At 66.4% G+C, this 17,652-nt stretch carries 18 protein-coding genes and 2 pseudogenes; 10 read left to right on the forward strand and 10 right to left on the reverse strand.

The genetic code is table 11. The annotated features are described in order from the left end of the window. Positions 1-37: 37 nt before the first annotated feature. A complete protein-coding gene (locus QNO08_RS07770) occupies positions 38-1,054 on the reverse strand; it encodes a zinc-dependent alcohol dehydrogenase (protein WP_229966712.1) in 1,017 nt (338 codons plus the stop codon). 121 nt (positions 1,055-1,175) lie between these two features. Between QNO08_RS07770 and QNO08_RS07775 the strand changes: the two genes are divergently transcribed. Continuing rightward, positions 1,176-2,390 carry a hypothetical protein gene (locus tag QNO08_RS07775; protein WP_229966711.1) on the forward strand — a complete coding sequence of 405 codons (1,215 nt, stop codon included), beginning with the start codon at positions 1,176-1,178 and terminating at the stop codon, positions 2,388-2,390. A gap of 11 nt (positions 2,391-2,401) precedes the next feature. Here QNO08_RS07775 and QNO08_RS07780 read toward each other — a convergent pair whose 3' ends face one another. Next, a complete protein-coding gene (locus QNO08_RS07780; RefSeq protein ID WP_229966710.1) occupies positions 2,402-3,154 on the reverse strand; it encodes a glucose 1-dehydrogenase in 753 nt (250 codons plus the stop codon). A gap of 203 nt (positions 3,155-3,357) precedes the next feature. Here QNO08_RS07780 and QNO08_RS07785 point away from each other — a divergent pair, with 203 nt between their 5' ends. Then, on the forward strand, positions 3,358-4,203 hold the full coding sequence (locus QNO08_RS07785; RefSeq protein ID WP_229966709.1) for an aldo/keto reductase: 846 nt from the start codon (positions 3,358-3,360) through the stop codon (positions 4,201-4,203). Here the strand turns inward: QNO08_RS07785 and QNO08_RS07790 are convergent. The 3 genes from QNO08_RS07790 to QNO08_RS07800 form a co-directional block, all read right to left on the reverse strand. Continuing rightward, positions 4,190-4,762, reverse strand: coding sequence for a hypothetical protein (locus QNO08_RS07790; RefSeq protein ID WP_229966708.1), 573 nt, complete (start codon positions 4,760-4,762; stop codon positions 4,190-4,192). The genes QNO08_RS07785 and QNO08_RS07790 overlap by 14 nt on opposite strands. Beyond that, positions 4,759-5,004: a hypothetical protein gene (locus QNO08_RS07795; RefSeq protein WP_229966707.1), complete on the reverse strand. Its 246-nt coding sequence runs from the start codon at positions 5,002-5,004 to the stop codon at positions 4,759-4,761. Before QNO08_RS07795 ends, QNO08_RS07790 begins: the two co-directional genes overlap by 4 nt. Positions 5,005-5,110: 106 nt before the next feature. Next, positions 5,111-6,073 carry an alpha/beta hydrolase gene (locus QNO08_RS07800; RefSeq protein ID WP_229966706.1) on the reverse strand — a complete coding sequence of 321 codons (963 nt, stop codon included), beginning with the start codon at positions 6,071-6,073 and terminating at the stop codon, positions 5,111-5,113. Positions 6,074-6,289: 216 nt separating this feature from the next. Between QNO08_RS07800 and QNO08_RS07805 the strand changes: the two genes are divergently transcribed. After that, positions 6,290-8,200 (forward strand): FAD-binding monooxygenase, encoded by a 1,911-nt coding sequence (locus QNO08_RS07805; RefSeq protein WP_229966705.1) that lies wholly within the window; start codon positions 6,290-6,292, stop codon positions 8,198-8,200. Further along, the gene (locus QNO08_RS07810; protein WP_284015896.1) at positions 8,197-8,898 is read left to right on the forward strand and encodes an IclR family transcriptional regulator; all 702 of its coding nucleotides are present in this window, start codon (positions 8,197-8,199) and stop codon (positions 8,896-8,898) included. Before QNO08_RS07805 ends, QNO08_RS07810 begins: the two co-directional genes overlap by 4 nt. 53 nt (positions 8,899-8,951) lie before the next feature. On the opposite strand, the gene QNO08_RS07815 is transcribed toward QNO08_RS07810, so the two are convergent. Next, on the reverse strand, positions 8,952-9,737 hold the full coding sequence (locus tag QNO08_RS07815; RefSeq protein ID WP_229966704.1) for a hypothetical protein: 786 nt from the start codon (positions 9,735-9,737) through the stop codon (positions 8,952-8,954). Positions 9,738-9,998: 261 nt separating this feature from the next. On the opposite strand from QNO08_RS07815, the gene QNO08_RS07820 reads away from it, so the two are divergent. The 3 genes from QNO08_RS07820 (at position 9,999) to QNO08_RS07830 (ending at position 12,375) form a co-directional block, all read left to right on the forward strand. Beyond that, positions 9,999-10,814 carry a carboxymuconolactone decarboxylase family protein gene (locus QNO08_RS07820; protein WP_229966703.1) on the forward strand — a complete coding sequence of 272 codons (816 nt, stop codon included), beginning with the start codon at positions 9,999-10,001 and terminating at the stop codon, positions 10,812-10,814. A 74-nt stretch (positions 10,815-10,888) separates the two neighbouring features. Further along, complete coding sequence (locus QNO08_RS07825; RefSeq protein ID WP_229966702.1) at positions 10,889-11,599, forward strand: maleylpyruvate isomerase family mycothiol-dependent enzyme; 711 nt, start codon at positions 10,889-10,891, stop codon at positions 11,597-11,599. 56 nt (positions 11,600-11,655) lie between these two features. Next, positions 11,656-12,375: a TetR/AcrR family transcriptional regulator C-terminal domain-containing protein gene (locus QNO08_RS07830; RefSeq protein ID WP_229966701.1), complete on the forward strand. Its 720-nt coding sequence runs from the start codon at positions 11,656-11,658 to the stop codon at positions 12,373-12,375. Positions 12,376-12,543: 168 nt separating this feature from the next. On the opposite strand, the gene QNO08_RS07835 is transcribed toward QNO08_RS07830, so the two are convergent. The 3 genes from QNO08_RS07835 to QNO08_RS07845 form a co-directional block, all read right to left on the reverse strand. After that, positions 12,544-12,777, reverse strand: a complete 234-nt coding sequence (locus tag QNO08_RS07835) for a hypothetical protein (RefSeq protein ID WP_229966700.1) — start codon at positions 12,775-12,777, stop codon at positions 12,544-12,546. A 49-nt stretch (positions 12,778-12,826) separates the two neighbouring features. Further along, positions 12,827-13,480: a maleylpyruvate isomerase family mycothiol-dependent enzyme gene (locus tag QNO08_RS07840; protein ID WP_269439211.1), complete on the reverse strand. Its 654-nt coding sequence runs from the start codon at positions 13,478-13,480 to the stop codon at positions 12,827-12,829. A gap of 69 nt (positions 13,481-13,549) precedes the next feature. Further along, the gene (locus QNO08_RS07845; RefSeq protein WP_284155655.1) at positions 13,550-14,629 is read right to left on the reverse strand and encodes an alkene reductase; all 1,080 of its coding nucleotides are present in this window, start codon (positions 14,627-14,629) and stop codon (positions 13,550-13,552) included. 230 nt (positions 14,630-14,859) lie between these two features. Here QNO08_RS07845 and QNO08_RS07850 point away from each other — a divergent pair. Further along, positions 14,860-15,099, forward strand: a pseudogene (locus QNO08_RS07850) (thiamine pyrophosphate-binding protein); the annotation flags it as partial. Here QNO08_RS07850 and QNO08_RS07855 read toward each other — a convergent pair. After that, positions 15,045-15,215: pseudogene (locus tag QNO08_RS07855) on the reverse strand (histidine phosphatase family protein); the annotation flags it as partial. The pseudogenes QNO08_RS07850 and QNO08_RS07855 overlap by 55 nt on opposite strands. Positions 15,216-15,491: 276 nt before the next feature. On the opposite strand from QNO08_RS07855, the gene QNO08_RS07860 reads away from it, so the two are divergent. Next, positions 15,492-16,412 carry an alpha/beta fold hydrolase gene (locus QNO08_RS07860; RefSeq protein ID WP_229966091.1) on the forward strand — a complete coding sequence of 307 codons (921 nt, stop codon included), beginning with the start codon at positions 15,492-15,494 and terminating at the stop codon, positions 16,410-16,412. Continuing rightward, entirely contained in the window at positions 16,402-17,376 is a 975-nt protein-coding gene (locus QNO08_RS07865) for a CPBP family intramembrane glutamic endopeptidase (protein WP_229966090.1), read from the forward strand. Before QNO08_RS07860 ends, QNO08_RS07865 begins: the two co-directional genes overlap by 11 nt. The last annotated feature ends 276 nt before the right edge of the window (positions 17,377-17,652 follow it).

Here is a 17,652-nt window from a genome sequence, read left to right on the forward strand (position 1 = left end):
TGCCATGGCGGTTTGTCCTGGTCTTTATGGCACTGCCCTACTCGAACGTTACGACGACCTTGTCCGCGGCGCCCGGAGTCTGCGCCAGAGCGAGGGCATCCAAGGCCCGGTCGAAGGGCAGCTTGTCGCTGATGATCAGCGCATACTTCTGCCAGTTTTCGATGATGTCCTCGGTGACCTCGAAGATCTCGGTCGGATAGCCCATGGCAAACACGATGGTCAGCTCCGTGGTGAGGATGGACCCGAAGTCGAGCTCAACCGGCTTCTTGTGGACGGCGACAATGCCGAGCGTTGCGCCCTGCTTGGCGATGCCGGCAACGGTGGCCGGGATGACCGGTGCGCCGGCGGCATCGAGGAAGATGTCGGTGCCGGAGCGCACACCGCGGACCATCATGCTCGATCCGTCCCCGTGCAGCTCCACGAGCCTGGCGGCCACGTCTTCGTCAGCGGAGTTGATGACGGCGTCAGCGCCGATTTGCAGGGCCTTCTCCAGCCGGGACGGAATGAGGTCTACGACGACGATGTGACTGACTCCGCGGCGGCGGTACCCCAGGAGCGCCCCAAGCCCGATCGGCCCGGCGCCGAAAATGACCACTCTGTCACCGGGCCTGGGCTCGGTGCGGTTCACGGCATGAAGGGCCACCGCCATCGGTTCGTTCAGGGCCGCCACCTCCCACGGAATGTCCTTGGGGATGACCTTGAGCTGGCGTCCGGGCTCTGCGTCCCGGACCACCACATACTCGGAGAGCGCGCCCTGCGCGCCGCCGCTGCCCAGCAGGCCGTCGGTGAAGGCCATCGTGTCGATGACCACGTGGTCGCCCACGGTGAGACCGTCGACGTCGGCCCCTGCCTCGGCCACCTCGGCGGCAGGTTCGTGGCCCAGCGGCGTGGCGCCCTGCCGCGGCGGAATCCCGCCTATCTGGCTGTACATGGCATCGGAACCGCAGATTCCACAGGCCTTGATCTTCAGCAGGACATCGTGGGGGCCGACCGCGGGCCGGTCCACCTCAACCCATTCGTTGGTGTTTGGACCGGTGACGTAAACAGCCTTCATAGCGGTGTTCTCCTTTGGTGCTCCCGGGAATGTCCCTGACCAGAATATTACGCGGGGGTTGAATGGGGTCTCCGGCGTTGTGTCCACCACAGGCAAGGGGCTGGCCGTGTGAGTATTGCCCATGACTAATTCGCAACGGCGGGCAGCGCATGGCTGGGCCGTGGTTTTGGCGGCGACAGCACTGATCGCGTTTATTGTTGCCACCGGATTGTTCCTGGGCGATGCCATGCTGCTCCCCGGCGTCAATATGCTCCGGTTCCTCCTGGCGGCGTTTGTTGGGCCACTCGCCTTCGCCGTCTCAGTTGTCCTGGTGCTGTACTCATCCGAGCGGCTCTCCGGCGCGGCGGCATTCCGGACCGCGGCAGGTGCGGCAGCGGCCTGCGGGCTGGCGGCCGCGAGCGTGGCCAGCTGGTCGGTTGGTTTCGACGCGGCCGATGCGGGACGTGAACTCAGCTGGTTTGCATCATCGACGTTTTTGTTCTTTTTTCTCGCCTGGGCTGCCGGCACGTTCAGCCTGTACACACCGGTCAGATCGGTGCTGAACGAGATGCGCCGCCGGCCGGTTCCACGTCTGCAGGGTGTGGTCCTGGCAGCTGTTTCTGCCTTTGCCCTCGGGGGACTGCTGCTGCTGGCACAATTGGTCGGCTCCCTGGCGGCGGTCCTGCTGCTGGTCCTGGTCCTGCGCTCGGGCAGCACGGCTCAGCCCGCTGCGGCTCCCCGGCCTTCCCCGGCGGAGAGGCCGTCGTTCTCGCCGGGGCGCACCTTGGCAGAGACCCGGCGGCGAGATGCCGCTGTTGGTGCCGCGGCGCTGGCCAGCGCTGTCGTGGGACTCGGCTGTGCCGTGTTTGCCCTCACCGGCAGCAGCTGGGCATCACTGGCCACCGATGGCACGCAGGCCATGAACATTGGCCTGGCCGGCGGCGCACTGGCAGCCATTCCCGCGGCCCTTGCTGCGGGCGCGGCTCTGGCCGCGGGTTTGGGCAGCGTCATGCACTGGTCGGCCGGGTTGCTGTCCGCGGGTCTTGTCCTGGAAGCGGCCGCCCAATTCGCAGGTGCCGGGCATCCCGCGCAGTGGCCGCTGACCCTGGCGGCGGCAGCCCTGGCGGGTGTCGCCCTGGCCCTTCCCTGTGGGCGGCTCCTGCCGGGCGGGAAGCGGCTCCGTGTGGGTGTGACCGCCCTGCTCGGCCTCGGCGGTCTGGTGCCCGGACTGTTCCTCGTGGCGGCCGCTGGATTCACCGCACCGCTGGCCGCCGTCGCACTCTTTGCCTGGTCCTGGCGGCGCCTGTCCGGGCGGGACGGACAGGCCGGCCCGCGCAGCGTTACCCAGGGGGCCTGACCCCGGGCAGCCTAAACGTTGTAGATCTTGCCGGCCGTGATTCCGCCGTCGACAACGAACTCCGCCCCGGTGGAGAAGCTGGACTCATCGCTGGCCAGGAAGAGGACAACACTGGTCACCTCTTCCGGTGCGGCCGGCCGGGTGAGGGTGGTTTCGGTAAAGTCGATCGGCTTTTGCCTGCCCATCACGGCGGTCATCGGGGTCTGGATGGACCCCGGGTGCACCGAGTTGACCCGGACGTGGGATGCGGCCAGCTCCAGTGCGGCCGACTTCGTCAGCCCGCGCAGGCCGAATTTCGACGCCGTGTAACCGTGCATGCCGGCAACGCCCTCCAGCCCGGCGGTGGAGGAAATGTTAATGACCGACGACGGCGCGGACGCCTTCAGCGCCTCGACGGCTGCGGACATGCCCAGGAAGGGGCCGGTCAGGTTGATGTCCAGTGCCCGCTGCCAGCGCTCCACCGGGTATTGGCCGAGGGGGCCGCCGTCGAGGATGCCGGCATTGTTCACCAGGACGTTGAGCCGGCCGAAGGTATCCAGCGTGGTCGCCACGGCCTCGGCCCAGTCCTCGGCGCTGGTGACATTCAGATGCACGTAGCGGGCGGCGTCGCCCAGTTCCGCGGCCAGGGCGGCACCGGCGTCGTCATTGATGTCCGCAATGATCACCTTGGCGCCTTCACGCACGAAGGCCCGCGCGTGGGAGGCCCCCATGCCGCTGGCTGCGCCGGTAATCAGGGCTACTTTGTCTTTGAGTCGTTCGCTCACGGTTGCATCCTCCTGTTGAATCGCCGGTTTGTCCGGCATGTCCCGCTGGGTGGGGCGGGGGGCCCATTCCGACAGGATCCATAATGTCACCGTCCGGCAGACGGGACCGCGGGGAGACCCTCCCGCCTGCCGCTCACCGCTTGTAACCTCAAAGGGGCGAGGGCGGCGCCGATCGCCGCACGTCACCGACGAAAGGAAAACCGATGGAGAGTGTTTCCCTGAACAACGGCGTCGAAATGCCGATCCTGGGCTTCGGCGTGTACCAGGTTCCGCCGGATGAGACCGAAGAGGCAGTGACCAACGCGCTGGCCGCCGGATACCGCTCGCTGGACACCGCCGCGGCCTACCAAAACGAAGATGCAGTGGGGCGGGCTGTGCGGAAGAGCGGCCTGGCGCGCAGCGAATTGTTCATCACCACCAAGCTCTGGATCCAGGACAACGGCGAGGCCACCACCGCCCGGGCGTTCGAAACCTCGCTGCAGAAACTGGGCATGGAGTACGTGGATCTGTACCTGATCCATCACCCCTTCGGTGATGTGTACGGCGAGTGGCGGGTGATGCAGCAGATCTATAAGGACGGCGCCGCCCGGGCCATCGGGGTTTCGAACTTCACCCCGGACCGGCTGCTGGATCTGATCCTGCATAACGAGGTGGTTCCGGCGGTGAATCAGATCGAAACGCATCCGTTCTGCCAGCGGGCGGTGGAAAACCAACTGATGACCGACCGCGGGGTCCGGCATGAATCCTGGGCACCGTTCGCGGAGGGGAAGAACAACCTCTTCTCGGATCCGACGCTGACCGCCATCGGCGGCGCGCACGGCAAGTCGGTGGCCCAAGTGGTGCTTCGCTGGTTGATCCAGCGCGGAGTGGTGGTGATCCCGAAGTCGGTCCGGCCGGACCGGATGGCGGAGAACTTCGACGTGTTCAACTTCGAGCTCAGCCCCCAGGAAATGGCGTCGATCGCGGATCTGGACACCGGGCAGTCCATGTTCTTCGACCACCGGGATCCGGCAGCCGTCGCCCGGCTCAGCGGAGTCACTCTGGAGTAGGGCCGGGCGACGGCGTGCCCTGCTTGGTCTCGGGCGCCTTCTGCAGGTCCCGCACCAGGTAGAGCCAGGGGAAGGATCGGCTGCCCACCTGCCAGCCGTCCGTTTCGTAGTGGGAGGACGGCCGGGTCCAGAGCACGCGGCGGTGTTCCCACTGGGTGTCCGTCTGCAGCATCCGGTGCCGGAGCATGTCGACGCCGATGGTGCGCCAGCCCAGCCGTCCGGCCAGTTCCAGCTCGGGCATTTCATCGAAGGCCGTGACCGGGCCGAGCCAGCGCTCGCGGGAACCGGGGGCCTGTTCCTCCGGGCGGGCGCCGAAACGCTGCTGCACCGCCTGCCGGGTCATCCCCAGCTCGCGGCCCAGTGCGGCCCAGCTGACTCCCGCGCTCCGGGCCGCCGCGACGGCTCGGTGCTGCAGCTGCTGGCTGGCCTGCTCGGCTGCGCCTGCCCGAGCCACTAAGGCGAGGTGGTCCTCCTCGGTGAGGGTCCCGGCGTCGTCGTAGTCGCCGAGGATCAGTGCGCCGATCTGCTCCTGCAGGTCGGTAACCGGACCGCGGATCACGGCTGTTCCCCGGCATCGCGGCTGGGCAGCCAGTACTCCTTGCCGCTGCTGTCCGAGTTTCCCCGCCAGACGTACGTGACGGCAAGGTACACGCTGCCCACGATCAGGGTGCCGCCGGCGCCCTGGCACAGGCCTTTGGGGAAACCGTGCAGGTCGAGCAGCAACCAGGTGGCAAACAGTCCAACCCCAACCAGGAACATCAGTGCGGCGTAAACGGCGGTGAAGATGCGGAAAGTTCTCATGGTGTCAATCAAAGCTTGACACCATCGAAACGTCAAGGATTTCTTGACACTTTCTTTTTAGGGTCGGGGTTATGGCCTTCGGCAATCCCTGGCCGAAGGGTACGGGCTACCGCACCGACGCCGGAGTCAGCTGCCGCCGCAGCTCGGCGGACAGCTCCGCCAATGCCTGCGGAGCGCTGCGGCACAGCCGAGGGAAGGCAAGGTAGCCGTGCGGCATGCCCACGTAAGTGGTGACGCGGACCGGGACTCCGACTGCACGCAGGGCAGCGGCGTAGCGCAGTCCGTCGTCGCGGATGGGATCATGCTCGGCCACCTGGATCAGTGCCGGCGGCAGCCCGGTGTGGTCCGGGGCCAGCAGCGGCGAGGCGTACGGGTTGCTGCGGTCTGCCAGGTCGGGGACGTAGAGGCTGCCGTAGCGGAGGATGTCCTCCTTGGTGAGGATGGGTGCGTGGGCGTTCTCCTCGATGGATGCGCTGCCCAGGGTCAGATCGGTGGCGGGATAGATCAGGCCCTGAAAAGCGATGGCGGGGCCGGAGCGGTCCCGGGACATCAGCGTCAGCACTGCCGCGAGGTTGCCGCCGGCACTGTCGCCCACCACGGCGAGCCGGCCGGCGTCGGCCTCCCACTCCGCAGCGCGTTCGGCCACCTCGAGCAGCGCGGCATAGCAGTCCTCGGCGGCAGCGGGCCAGGGGTGCGCCGGTGCCAGCCGGTACTCGAGGGAAACGACGACGGCGCGCGCGTCCCGGGCGATGGTGCTGGCCAGTCCGTCATAGATGTCCAGGTTGCCGACCGTCCAGCCGCCGCCGTGGATCAGGACCACCAGCGGCAACGTGTCGGCGGCATCTTTTGGCCGGTACACCCGGACGGGGATCCGGCCCTCGGCTCCCGCGGCGGTCTCGTTCCTGATCTTCACGCCCGGGGCCATGCCGCCCAGCACCCAGTCCACCACCGGGTTGTGCTTGATGGTGCGCTGCTGGTCGGCCAGGATCTGCTCCTCGCTCTTGTGCGCCACAGAGGTTCTGGCCAGCACCTTGCCGACCAGCCGCACTCGGAGATCCAGCTTTGCCATGGTGGTGCCTTTCCGTCGGTCCTGTCGCACTAGGCCTGAATATAGTCCTCCACAGCCTGCCGCGCCGGGCGGCGGGCAGGCCGGCGCCGCTCTGCTTGTGATGCGTGCCATATCCCAGTATGGTGACTACACCGCTTGCGGTTCGACTATCGAACGTAGTGTTCAAATAACGAACACCGTCCGGCGGGCACCATCCACGACGAAGTGAGGACACCCGTGCAGTTCCACCACCACGGCTACGTATCCGGCGATCCGCGCATCCAGCCGGCCGCCGGCGTCGGCATCAACCGCCCCGGCGACCTTCCGGCGGAAGTCGACGTGCTCATCGTGGGCTCCGGACCCGCCGGCATGCTCGCCGCAGCCCAGCTGTCGCAGTTCCCGGACATCACCACCCGGATTGTGGAACGCCGGGACGGGCGGCTGGCCATCGGCCAGGCCGACGGCATCCAGGCCCGGAGCGTGGAAACCTTCCAGGCCTTCGGGTTCGCCGAGGAGATCACCGCCGAGGCCTACCGGATCACCGAAATGGCGTTCTGGCGGCCGGACCCCGCGGATTCCTCACGCATCATCCGGTCCGGCCGGGCCCTCGACGACGAATCGGGCATCAGCGAATTCCCGCACCTGATCGTCAACCAGGCCCGCGTGCTGGATTACTTCGCCCGGTACATGGCCAACTCGCCCACCCGGATGGCGCCCGACTACGGCTTCGAATTCCGCAGCCTGGAGGTCGACGACGACGCCGAGTATCCGGTCACCGTCACCCTCCTGCACACCGCCGGCCCGGACGAGGGCACCGAGCGAACGGTGCGCGCCAAGTACGTGGTCGGCGCTGACGGCGCGCGCAGCAAGGTCCGCCAGTCCATCGGCTGCACCCTCGCCGGCGACAAAGCCAACCACGCCTGGGGCGTGATGGACGTCCTGGCCGAAACTGACTTCCCCGACATCCGCACCAAGTGCGCCATCCAGTCCGCCGACGGCGGCAGCATCCTGCTCATTCCGCGCGAGGGCGGCCACCTGTTCCGGATGTACGTGGACCTGGGCGTGGTTCCCGAGGATGACAACGGTGCGGTCCGCAAAACGACCGTCGAGGAAATCATCGGCAAGGCCAACGAGATCCTGCAGCCCTACACGCTCGATGTCCGCCACGTCGCCTGGCACAGCGTCTACGAGGTGGGCCACCGGCTCACCGACCGGTTCGACGACGTCCTGCCGGCCGACCTGGGCACCCGGACCCCGCGCGTGTTCATCGCCGGCGATGCCTGCCACACCCACAGCGCCAAGGCCGGGCAGGGCATGAATGTTTCCATGCAGGACGGCTTCAACCTGGGCTGGAAGCTCGGCCACGTGCTCGACGGCCGCAGCCCGGAAAGCCTGCTGTCCACCTACTCGGCCGAACGCCAGGTGGTGGCCAAGAACCTCATCGACTTCGACAAGGAGTGGTCAACACTCATGGCCAAGCGGCCCGAGGAGTTCGAAAATCCCTCGGACCTTGAGGACTTCTACGTGAGCACCGCCGAATTCCCGGCCGGATTCATGACCCAGTACACGCCGTCCATCCTCATTGCCGAGCCCACCCACCAGGACCTGGCCACCGGCTTTCCCGTCGGCAAGCGCTTCCGGTCGGTACCGGTGCGGCGGGTCTGCGACGCGAACACGGTCCACCTCGGCCACCTGGCGCAGGCCGACGGCGCCTGGCGGATCTATGTCTTCGCCGATCCCGCGGCGGCCGGAACCTCGTCGGCGGTGACCGATCTCGCCGACTGGCTGGCCACCGCGCCGGAGTCACCCCTGGCCGCGGTTCCGGAGGGTGTTGACCGCAGCGCCTGGTTCGATGTGAAAGTCATCTACCAGCAGCCGCACACCGGCATCGAGATCGGCGCCGTGCCGGCGGTGTTCAAGCCGCAGACCGGACCGTTCCAGCTCACCGACCTCGCGAAGGTCTTTGGCACCAACCCCGGAGAGGACATTTTCGACCAGCGCGGCATTGACCGGTCCGGCGTCGTCGTGGTGGTCCGCCCGGACCAGTATGTTGCCAACGTCCTGCCGCTGACCGCGACGGCGGAACTCGCCGAGTTCTTTGCCCCGCTGCTGCCGGCCCGCCGGATCGCCGCCGTGGAATTGCCGTGAGTCCGACGGCGTCCACCAGCCAGACGCTCTCCCGCGGCATCCGGGCGCTGGAAGTGATGGCTGATGCCACCGGCGGCCTCACCATCGCCGAGATCGCGGCCGCGCTGGACGTCCACCGCTCCATTTCCTATCGGATTCTGCGCACCCTGGAGGAACACTCGCTGGTGCTGCGCGACGACGCCGGCAGGTTCTCCATCGGTCCCGGCATGGCAACGCTGGCCCGCGGCGTGGGCAACCGGCTGCAGACAGTGGCCATCCCGGAGCTCACCGCCCTGTCCTCCGCCCTGCAGATGACGGCCTTCATCTCCGTGTGGGACCGGCGCCAGTGCGTCACGCTGGTCTCGGTGGAGCCGCCCCGCGGCGACGGCACCATTGTGCAGCGCCCGGGAACCCGGCACTCCTTCGCCGCCGGAGCGACCGGCATCGCGATTCAGTCCGCCGTGACGGAGGCTGAGTGGGAGGAACTGGCGCCGGGGGAGGCGTACCGGGAGGAGTCGCGCACGGCGGCCCGGCTCGGCTACGCGTTCAGCCGCGATGAGGTGATTCCCGGCGTCAGCTCCGTGGCCGTGCCCGTTCTGGCCAGCGGCCAGCTTCCGGCCGCCCTCGCCGTCGTTTATCTGACCAGTGATGTACCGGCCGAACAGCTGGCCGCCCGCGTGCTGGAGTCGGCCGCCGCCATCGAGCAGCTGCTGCGGTAGGTTCGGCGTCCGCGTCAGCGCACCGGGATGCACCCTGAGCACGGCGGGACCATCTACTGCGGTTCCTGGGGGCCGGGGGACACGTTCGACCAGGTGGCGGCAGCCCCGGAGCCGGGAAAGACGGCTTGCTTCGTGGGGCTGTCCCCGGCCACCCCGTCTGCGACGTAGTAGGTCAACAGGTCAGGGATGTTGGGATCGTAGGGCGCGTACAGCCCCGGTGCCAGCGCAACAACCTGGCCGTCCACGAGCTTGCCGTCGAACCAGGCAGCGACGCGGTAGTCCAACGACTCGACGTTCACGACCAGGGGATAGCCCGGGTAGGCGGCGCCGATCCCCTCCACCGCTGACGGGGCGGGCGCCGCGGGCGATGCCGCGCTGCCCGCGCCGGTCTCATAGGACGCGCAACGGGTCAGGAGCTGTGCGACGGCGCCTGTCCAAGTGGCGACGTTCAGGCTCCAGGGAGAATCGGGGTGTTCGGCCCGCAGCGCGGCGTTCTCCATGGGGGAGGACAGCTCCTCCAGCAGCGCATCCATGCCCTCCGGGGCGTTCCGAGCTATGCCGGCAATTTCCTCGTTGAGGAGGCTTGCGGTCTCGGCCGTGCCCAGGAAACCGCTCGTGCCGTCGCCGATTTTAACGAGGTAGATGGCGTCGTAGAGGGGTCCTTTGCCATCGGTCCCGAGGAGCTTGATACAGGTCTGCTCCTCCGCGTTCAGCGCCACCGGTTCGACGGAAGGCTCGGAAGTTGCCGTGGCAGCTGGCGCACCGCTCTCCGCGGCCTCCGCGCTGCAGCCGGTGACGAGCAGCAGGGCGATGGCAGCGCTGGTGACAGCTTTTCTCATGGTTTCCCCCGGAAATCCTAGACAGTAGTCTCACCCTAGCGGTTCCCCCGACCTGCCGAGGCATAAGCGCTCCGCAGCGATTTAATCCCGTGAGTGCCCCCGGGGCCTCACTTACGGCCGGGAACCGTATTCTTCGTCGGTGACGTGCAAGCGCTGCCGGCCGTTGGGAGGGTCAGCTCGCATCGGAAACCGCCGGCACTGCCGATGGGTGAGGAAGTGGTGTTGAGTTGATACCAGCCGACAAGACGAAGGAGACCTGCGATGGCCCCGACAGAAGCGGCGCGCAGCCAGTACGAGGAACGGTTCCCCGGGAACACTTCCACATTGAAAGACACCGATCCGGAGCTCGTTGATTATTTTGGCAACTTCGCCTTTGACGAAGTGCTGCGGCACAGCAGGCTGGACGCCCCGACCCGCCTGATGGTGCAGCTGGCAGCGATGATTGCCTGCCAGGCGGTGCAGGAGTACCGGGTGATGCTGGGAGTGGCGCTGCGGGTGGGGGTGACCCCGGTGCAGGTGAAGGAGCTTGTTTATCAGGCAGTGCCCTATGTGGGGATGGCCAAGGTCTTTGACTTCCTCCATGCCACCAATGAGGTTTTGACTGAGCACGGCATTGCCCTGCCGCTGCCCGGACAGTCAGCCACCACGCCGGAGACCCGGCTGGAGGAAGGCCTCCGGGTACAGAAGGCCGTCATCGGAGCCGACCGGGTGGAGGGGCTCTACGCCGCCGCAGCCGCTGACGAGCTGCACATCCAGGGTTTCCTGTCGGACAACTGCTTCGGCGACACCTACACCCGCACCGGCGTCGACCTGCGCACCCGGGAGCTGCTCACCTTCGCGATGCTCGTCTCGCTCGGCGGCTGTGACCCGCAGGTCAAGGGGCACATAGCCGCGAATGTCCGGGTGGGCAACGACCGGGAACGGTTGATCGACGTCGTCACCCAGCTGCTGCCGTACATCGGCTACCCCCGCACGCTCAACGCGCTCGCGGACATCAACGAGATCACCGATCCGCCGGCAAAACCGTCCCAAACGGGTGGGCACCGTGGCGACGGCGGGAGCGCGGGAGTAGCGTGAGCGTTCGCTGGACGGTTTGTGAGCGGAACGGCTGAGGCAGCTGAAGAGGCAGGCAACTGAAAAGACGTGGGGGCATGGAGGACACGACCGATGTGAACAGCAGCGACAAGGACCCGCTGTGGGCGCTGATCCACGCCGAGCGGGCAAAACTTGCGGAGGACCTCGCCGGCCTCACCGCCGAACAATGGCGGCACAGCACGCTGTGCGAGGAATGGAATGTGGAGCAGGTTCTCGCCCACCTCACCGCGGGGGCAAGCCTCAATCAGCGGCGGTGGCTGCAGAGCATGCTGGCCGCCCGCTTCCGTCCCGACGTCCACAACCAGCGTCGCCTCGTTGAACACCTGGGCAGCACTCCCGCCCAGACGCTCGACCGGTTCCGCGCCGTCATCGGTGCCACCACCGCCCCCTCATCCCACACGGCGGCGTACCTGGGGGAAGTTGTGGTCCACGCCCAGGACATCCGCCAGCCGCTGGGGCTGCCGCGGACCCCGTCGGTGGAAGCGCTGGTTCCGGTGGCTGAGTTTTTTACCGCCCGTGACTTCACCGTTCCCAGCCGGTCCTACTCCGACGGCCTGCAATTGCGGGCCACCGACTGCCGCTTCACCGCGGGATACGGGCTGTTGGTCAACGGCCCCATCCTCGCCCTCGTCATGAGCATAGCGGGCCGCTCCGCCTACCTGGATCAGCTTGGCGGACCCGGTGCATCGACGCTGCGGTCCCGCGTGCAACGCGGCCGCGGCAACAGCGGCCGGGGCGGCAGGAACCTGGCCAAAACCGGCGAGTAGCGGCTCCCGGCGCGGAGCCTAGGCCCGCCGGGTGGCCTGAACGAGAAGGTGGCCGCTTGGCACAGGAACCCAAGGACCGGCAGCCGGAACCGGCCGCACGCCGACCGCGGCTGAACCGGGAAGCCGTACTCTGCGCCGGCGTCGAACTGGCCGACCAGGTGGGCATCGAGGGTTTCACCATGCGCACCCTCTCCCAGGAGCTCGGCGTGGTGCCCATGGCGCTGTACAAGCACGTGGCAAATAAGCAGGAACTGCTCGAGGGCATGGTGGATCTCGTCTGGAACGAGGTCACGGAACCGGACAGCGGACACGGCTGGAAGCAGGCCATGCATGATCGGGCCGCCTCGCTCCGGGCCGCACTGGTCCGGCACCGCTGGGCGGTGGGGCGGATGGAGGCCGCAGGACGCCCGGGCCCGGAGAGCCTGCGACAGCACAATGCGATGCTGGGATGCCTGCGGCAGAGCGGGTTTTCGTTCCGCACCACCGTCCACGTGATGAGCTTGCTGGACGCCTACGTGTACGGCTGCGCCCTGCAGCAGAAAACACTCTCCTTCGAGACGCCGGAGGAGTCTGCGGAGGCGGCGGCCGCTACCCGCGACGCTGAATCCGCAGAGACAGCGGCCAGGTATCCGTACCTGCTCGAAGTAGTGGGCGAGCTGGCGAAGCACGGCTATGACTACGACGCCGAATTCACCGTCGGGCTCGACGTCCTGCTGGACGGCATTGACACTCTGCGGGGTTCCTGGCACAGCGGCGGCGCGACGCCAAACGGTTAAGCCGGGCCGTATTACGGCGCCGGGGGAGGGCAGAAATGCGTGCATGGAGGGAAACGCGGAGGCTGGGCGGCGGTGCCATTGCCGCAGCTAAGGCGCGCTCGGATGCGGCTGTGAGGCGGCGGGCCCGGCGCATTCAGGCGTCGTGGTGAAGCTGCCGTCCCGGGCAGCCTAGGCGCCGGATTCCGGAGACGGATCGGGGTTTGTCCAGCCTCCGCGGTGCGTCATCGACGGTTCAACCGGCTCCGGCGCCCGCCACACGACAATTAACACGGTGGCTATCGGTCCCAGCAGCACTGAAAGCAGGAACCAATTCCAGCGGGAACGGTTCTTTTGCTCAGCGAGACCGGCATTAATTATGGCAACGGTAAAGCAGAACCAGCCTAAATCAACATAGGTATCCATTGGCCCACCCAACCACAGTTGAGAGGGGACTGCCGATTCGCGGGTCCGCTCATTGAAACGTTTGTTTTAGCTTTTGTACGAATTTTGCGGCACCTTCACCTGAGAAATCTTCGTGATTGACGGGGCGACCCGAGATGGCCATGAGGAGTGCCAGCGAGTTTCCTCTGACCACCGGTCCAGAACCGTGCTCAAACCCTGTGTCGGAAGCTTGCAGACAAAATCCAGCTGCGCGTTCCTTGCCGCCGCCCATAAAGACACCGGTTCCAAGCTGATAACGCAAGGCCGAATCGACTGCCTCACTGGGATACGAATGCACGAACCCCAGGGGACGCCGAATGTCCTCACCATGCACGATCGCCTCGACGAGCCGAGTTGCCAGAGCAGCGGGCGGCGTCTTGGTTGCTTCGCGTACGCGGCGGAACTCAGCCAGGGTGGCTTCCGGGGTCGCAGCGCGTTCCCTGATGATGCCGTTCGCGTTTTCTTTGTCGAAATCGAACTTCACGGTGATCATCCGCCGGAGAAAACTAAGACGAGTTGTCTTCGCGGAATCCACGAGATGAGCTACGACATCGTGAATGTCCCAGCCGGGGCAGAGCGAGGGTTGGGTCCATTGCTCCGGGGTCAGCGACTCAAGTTCCCTGATGAGCATTTGGCGTTCCTTGTGAACGGCTCGCCACACTGCGGACGAAGATCGGGAAGGCATGGAGCAATATAACCACGTTCGACGGCGGGCCCCCGCTCTATGCGGAGGGCCCGCCGTCGTTTCTTTCGACTAGGAGACCGGAGCAAGTTCCGGGTAATCCGTGTAGCCGGCGGCGCCGTCGGTGTAGACGGTGCTCTGGTCAATCTCATTCAGCGGGTGGTCCTCCTGCCAGCGGCGGGCCAGGTCCGGGTTGGCGATCACTGGACGGCCGACGACGGCGGCGTCGGCCAGGTCCTCCTCGAGCACCATGATGGCGTCCTCGCGGCTGGTGACCGTGCCGAAGCCGGTGTTCATCAACACCGGTCCGCCGAAGCGGCGGCGCAGGCCCTGGACCAGCTCGTCGGCCGGATCCGCGTGCAGGATGGACAGGTACGCCGGCTTCAAATCGGCGATGCCGTCCACCAGGGCGGTGTAGGTGGCGGTCACGTCCTCACGGTCGGTTTCCAGCACGCCCTGGATGTTGTGTTCCGGGGAGATGCGGATGCCGGTGTGCTCGGCGCCGACGGCCTCGGCCACGGCACGGACGGCCTCGATGACCAGCCGGGCCCGGTTCGCCGGCGATCCGCCGTAGTTGTCGGTGCGGGTGTTGGAGACGGGGGAGAGGAATTCCTGAAGCAGGTATCCGTTGGCGCCGTGCAGCTCGACGCCGTCGAACCCTGCCTTCATCGCGTTCCGGGCGGCGGCGACGAAGTCCTGCACGATGCCGGGGAGTTCGGCTTCGGTGAGGGCGTGCGGCACGGGGTAGGGCTGCTTGCCGGCGTAGGTGTGGGCCATGCCTTCGAGCGCGATGGCGCTGGGGGCCACCGGCCGGCGTCCGCCGTTGATGTTTTCGTGGGCGACGCGGCCCGAGTGCATCAGCTGGGCGACGATGCGGCCGCCGGCTCCGTGGACGGCGTCGGTGACGCGCTTCCAGCCGGTGACGTGGTCCTCGGTGACCAGGCCGGGCATCAGGGCGTTGCCCTGGCCGGTGAAGGAGGGGTAGATGCCGTCGCTGATGATCAGGCCCATGGAGGCGCGCTGGCGGTAGTGCTCGACCATGATGTCGGTGGGCACGCCGTCGCGGTCGGCGCGGACACGGGACATCGGTGCCATGACGAGGCGGTTGGGCAGTTCCATGGCGCCGACGGTCAGCGGGGTAAAGAGTTTCACAAAAGGTCTTTCTCTCGGTTGCAGTCGGACCAAAGTAGTCCTGGGCCGGAGTTTGTATACCCATCGCAACCGGGAGAAAGACTGTTCCTATTCCGCTTATTCCGCGAAGCGTGCGACGTCACATCCGCTGCCGTGCTACTTCCCGCTAAACACCGGGAATCGGCTGGAGGTGCCGTAGTCGGTGATTGATCACTGAGGCGCAGCCTGAGCGCGCCGAACTGAGGAGCAGCATGCCCACGATCGCCGAGAACATTGTCCACAACCTCGCCGCCAATGGGATCCAGCGGATCTGGGGAGTTCCCGGCGACTCCCTGAACGCGGTGACCGAGGCAATCCGCCGGGAGAAGGGCATCGATTGGATGCTGACCCGGCATGAGGAGGAGGCCGCGTTCGCTGCCGCGGGGGAGGCGGCGCTGACGGGCGAGCTCGCGGTGTGCGCGGGCAGCTGCGGCCCCGGCAACATGCAGGTGGCGGCCGCCTGGTCGCGGCCCACTTGGTCGAGTTCGATGCCGGGGGTCCGGCCGGCCAGCAGCCCGGAGGCGTTCGCTGTGGTGCGCCCGTGCCGCACGAGGATTACTGTTGCCATTCCTCCAGCCTAGCCGCGGGGTCCGACGGCGCGGCGGACGGGGCCTGGTAGCAGCGCGGCATAGCTCTGTTCCTTCTTGGTTGCTGTCGCCGTTCTAGGTACTGCCTGGTGGCCGATTCTAGGTGCTCGCCACCGACGCGAGAGCGCCGACGCCGGTGGGAGTCTGGCAACGTCGCCGTGAGCGGGTATCCGATCCCGGCACAGCCGCGGCCCAGGGGCGGAGCTCCACCGGCTGGGGCGTTCATGTCATTGGGCACACTACCGAGAGGGAAGACCATGGCGTTTATCAGCGTCGGATCAGAGAACAGCACGCCAATCGAGTTGTATTACGAGGACCAGGGTGCGGGGCAGCCTGTCGTCCTGATTCACGGGTATCCATTGAACGGACACAGCTGGGAGCATCAGGCACGGGAGCTCCTGGCCAGCGGGTACCGGGTCATCACCTACGACCGGCGCGGCTTCGGCCAGTCATCGAAGGTCAGTGTCGGCTACGACTACGACACCTTTGCCGCCGACCTGAGCATCCTGCTGGAGGCCCTGGATCTGCAGGACGTCGTCCTGGTGGGCTTCTCGATGGGGACCGGCGAGCTCGCTCGCTATGTCGCCAAGTATGGCCACGAGCGGGTGGCCAAGCTTGCATTCCTCGCCTCGCTGGAGCCCTTCCTTGTTGCGCGTGAAGACAACCCCGAGGGCGTGCCGCGGGCGGTGTTCGATGGAATTGAAGCTGCGGCCAGGAGCGACCGGTACGCCTGGTACACGCAGTTCTTCTCGGACTTCTACAACCTCAACGAGAACCTCGGTACCCGGGTCAGCCAGGAGGCGGTGAGCGGCAGCTGGAACACCGCAATCTCCAGCGCCCCGGTGGCGGCCTACGCCGTCGTCTCTTCGTGGATCGAGGATTTTCGGCGTGATGTCGAAGCAGTGCGCCGGAGCGGGAAGCCGGTGTTGATCCTGCACGGCACTGCCGATCGTATCCTGCCCATCGACAACACGGCCCGCCGGTTCTCCCGGTCACTGCCCGCTGCTCACTACGTCGAGGTGGAGGGCGCCCCTCACGGGTTGCTCTGGACGCATGCCGACGACGTCAATGACGCCCTGCGCACCTTCCTAGGTTCGCCCGGCGACGGCTCCGCCACCGCTGAACCGGGCCATCTCGCCACACACAACACGAAAGTAGAGGCCAGCCATGGGTCCTAATGAGAATGTCATCAACCAGGTATCCACACTCCGCGATACCGATCACGACACCAGCCGCGCCGGGGGAGACATCCCGGCTGGCACCCCGTACCACCGGGTGCTCGACCGGAAAACCAAAGGACGCGGAATACCGCGTGGCATTCTTGCCATCGTGCTTCTTTTTGGAGGATTGCTGGGATTTGGTGCCGTCGCCGCGCAGATCAGTGGACAGATTGATCTCTTGCTTGGCCGAGACAGCATTGTCACTGGCGGCACGGAATTCACGACCGTTACGCTGGCTGGTACCTTCGCCTCGAGCGCGCTACTCATTCCGTGGAGCATGCTCATCCAGCGCTGGCTCTACGGTGTCAAGGGGCGCACGATGCATTCCGTTACCGGAGTGTTCCGAGCGGCAGTGCTGGGTCGGGCAGTACTCGTTCTTGTGCCCGTCTGGGCCGTTTATATGACCGTCCTGACTTTTCTTCAGCCTTCCGTAATGACCGACTGGGCCGTAGGTGACCTCCTCTTCATGTTCGTGGTCACGGTCTTGATCGTGCCGCTGCAGACCGCGGGCGAAGAGTACGGGTTCAGGGGGCTGGTCTTTCGCGTGGCTGCTAGCTGGGGGAGAAGCCCTCGCTCAGCCCTGGCCTTGGGGGTGGTCGTCTCTTCGGTGCTGTTCGCGACGATCCACCTGTCCACCGACCTTTGGCTCAATCTTCAGTTCTTGGCCGTGGGCATCACCTTCGCGCTGATCACTTGGCGTACGGGTGGTCTTGAGACGTCAGTCGTGCTGCACGCGGCCAATAATTCTCTTGGCCTGATGTTGGCACTTGCGCTTCACGCCGACCTCAATGCGACGACAGATCGCTCTTCCGGGGTGGGTTCCATGGCTTTCCTTATCCCCGTGGTCCTGTTGGCGGTAATCACCGGGGTGATCTGGTACCGCACGCGGCATACCGGGCCTGTGCTCACCCCGGCACCTTGATACAGCGTTAGTTCCCCGCGCCAGAGCGACAGGCGCAGGGCAGCAATCCTGATAAGGAGCAGTGTTATGACTGACCGTATGAAAGCAGTTGTGCTCGCCCGCTTCGGTGGAGCCGGTGGTCTCGAACTGCGATCCATCCCCGTGCCGACGATGGAGCGCCGCCGGGTGCGCTGCCACCCAAACGAACCCACGTGGCTCCTGGCTTCGCCGGGTGAACAACGCAGCTGAGGAGCTCACGATGCACGCTTTTCCGTTCTTGGACAAGTCCTCGCCTGA

This window comes from Arthrobacter sp. zg-Y820, from assembly GCF_030142155.1.
In the GTDB taxonomy this organism is placed as follows: Bacteria; Actinomycetota; Actinomycetes; order Actinomycetales; family Micrococcaceae; genus Arthrobacter_B.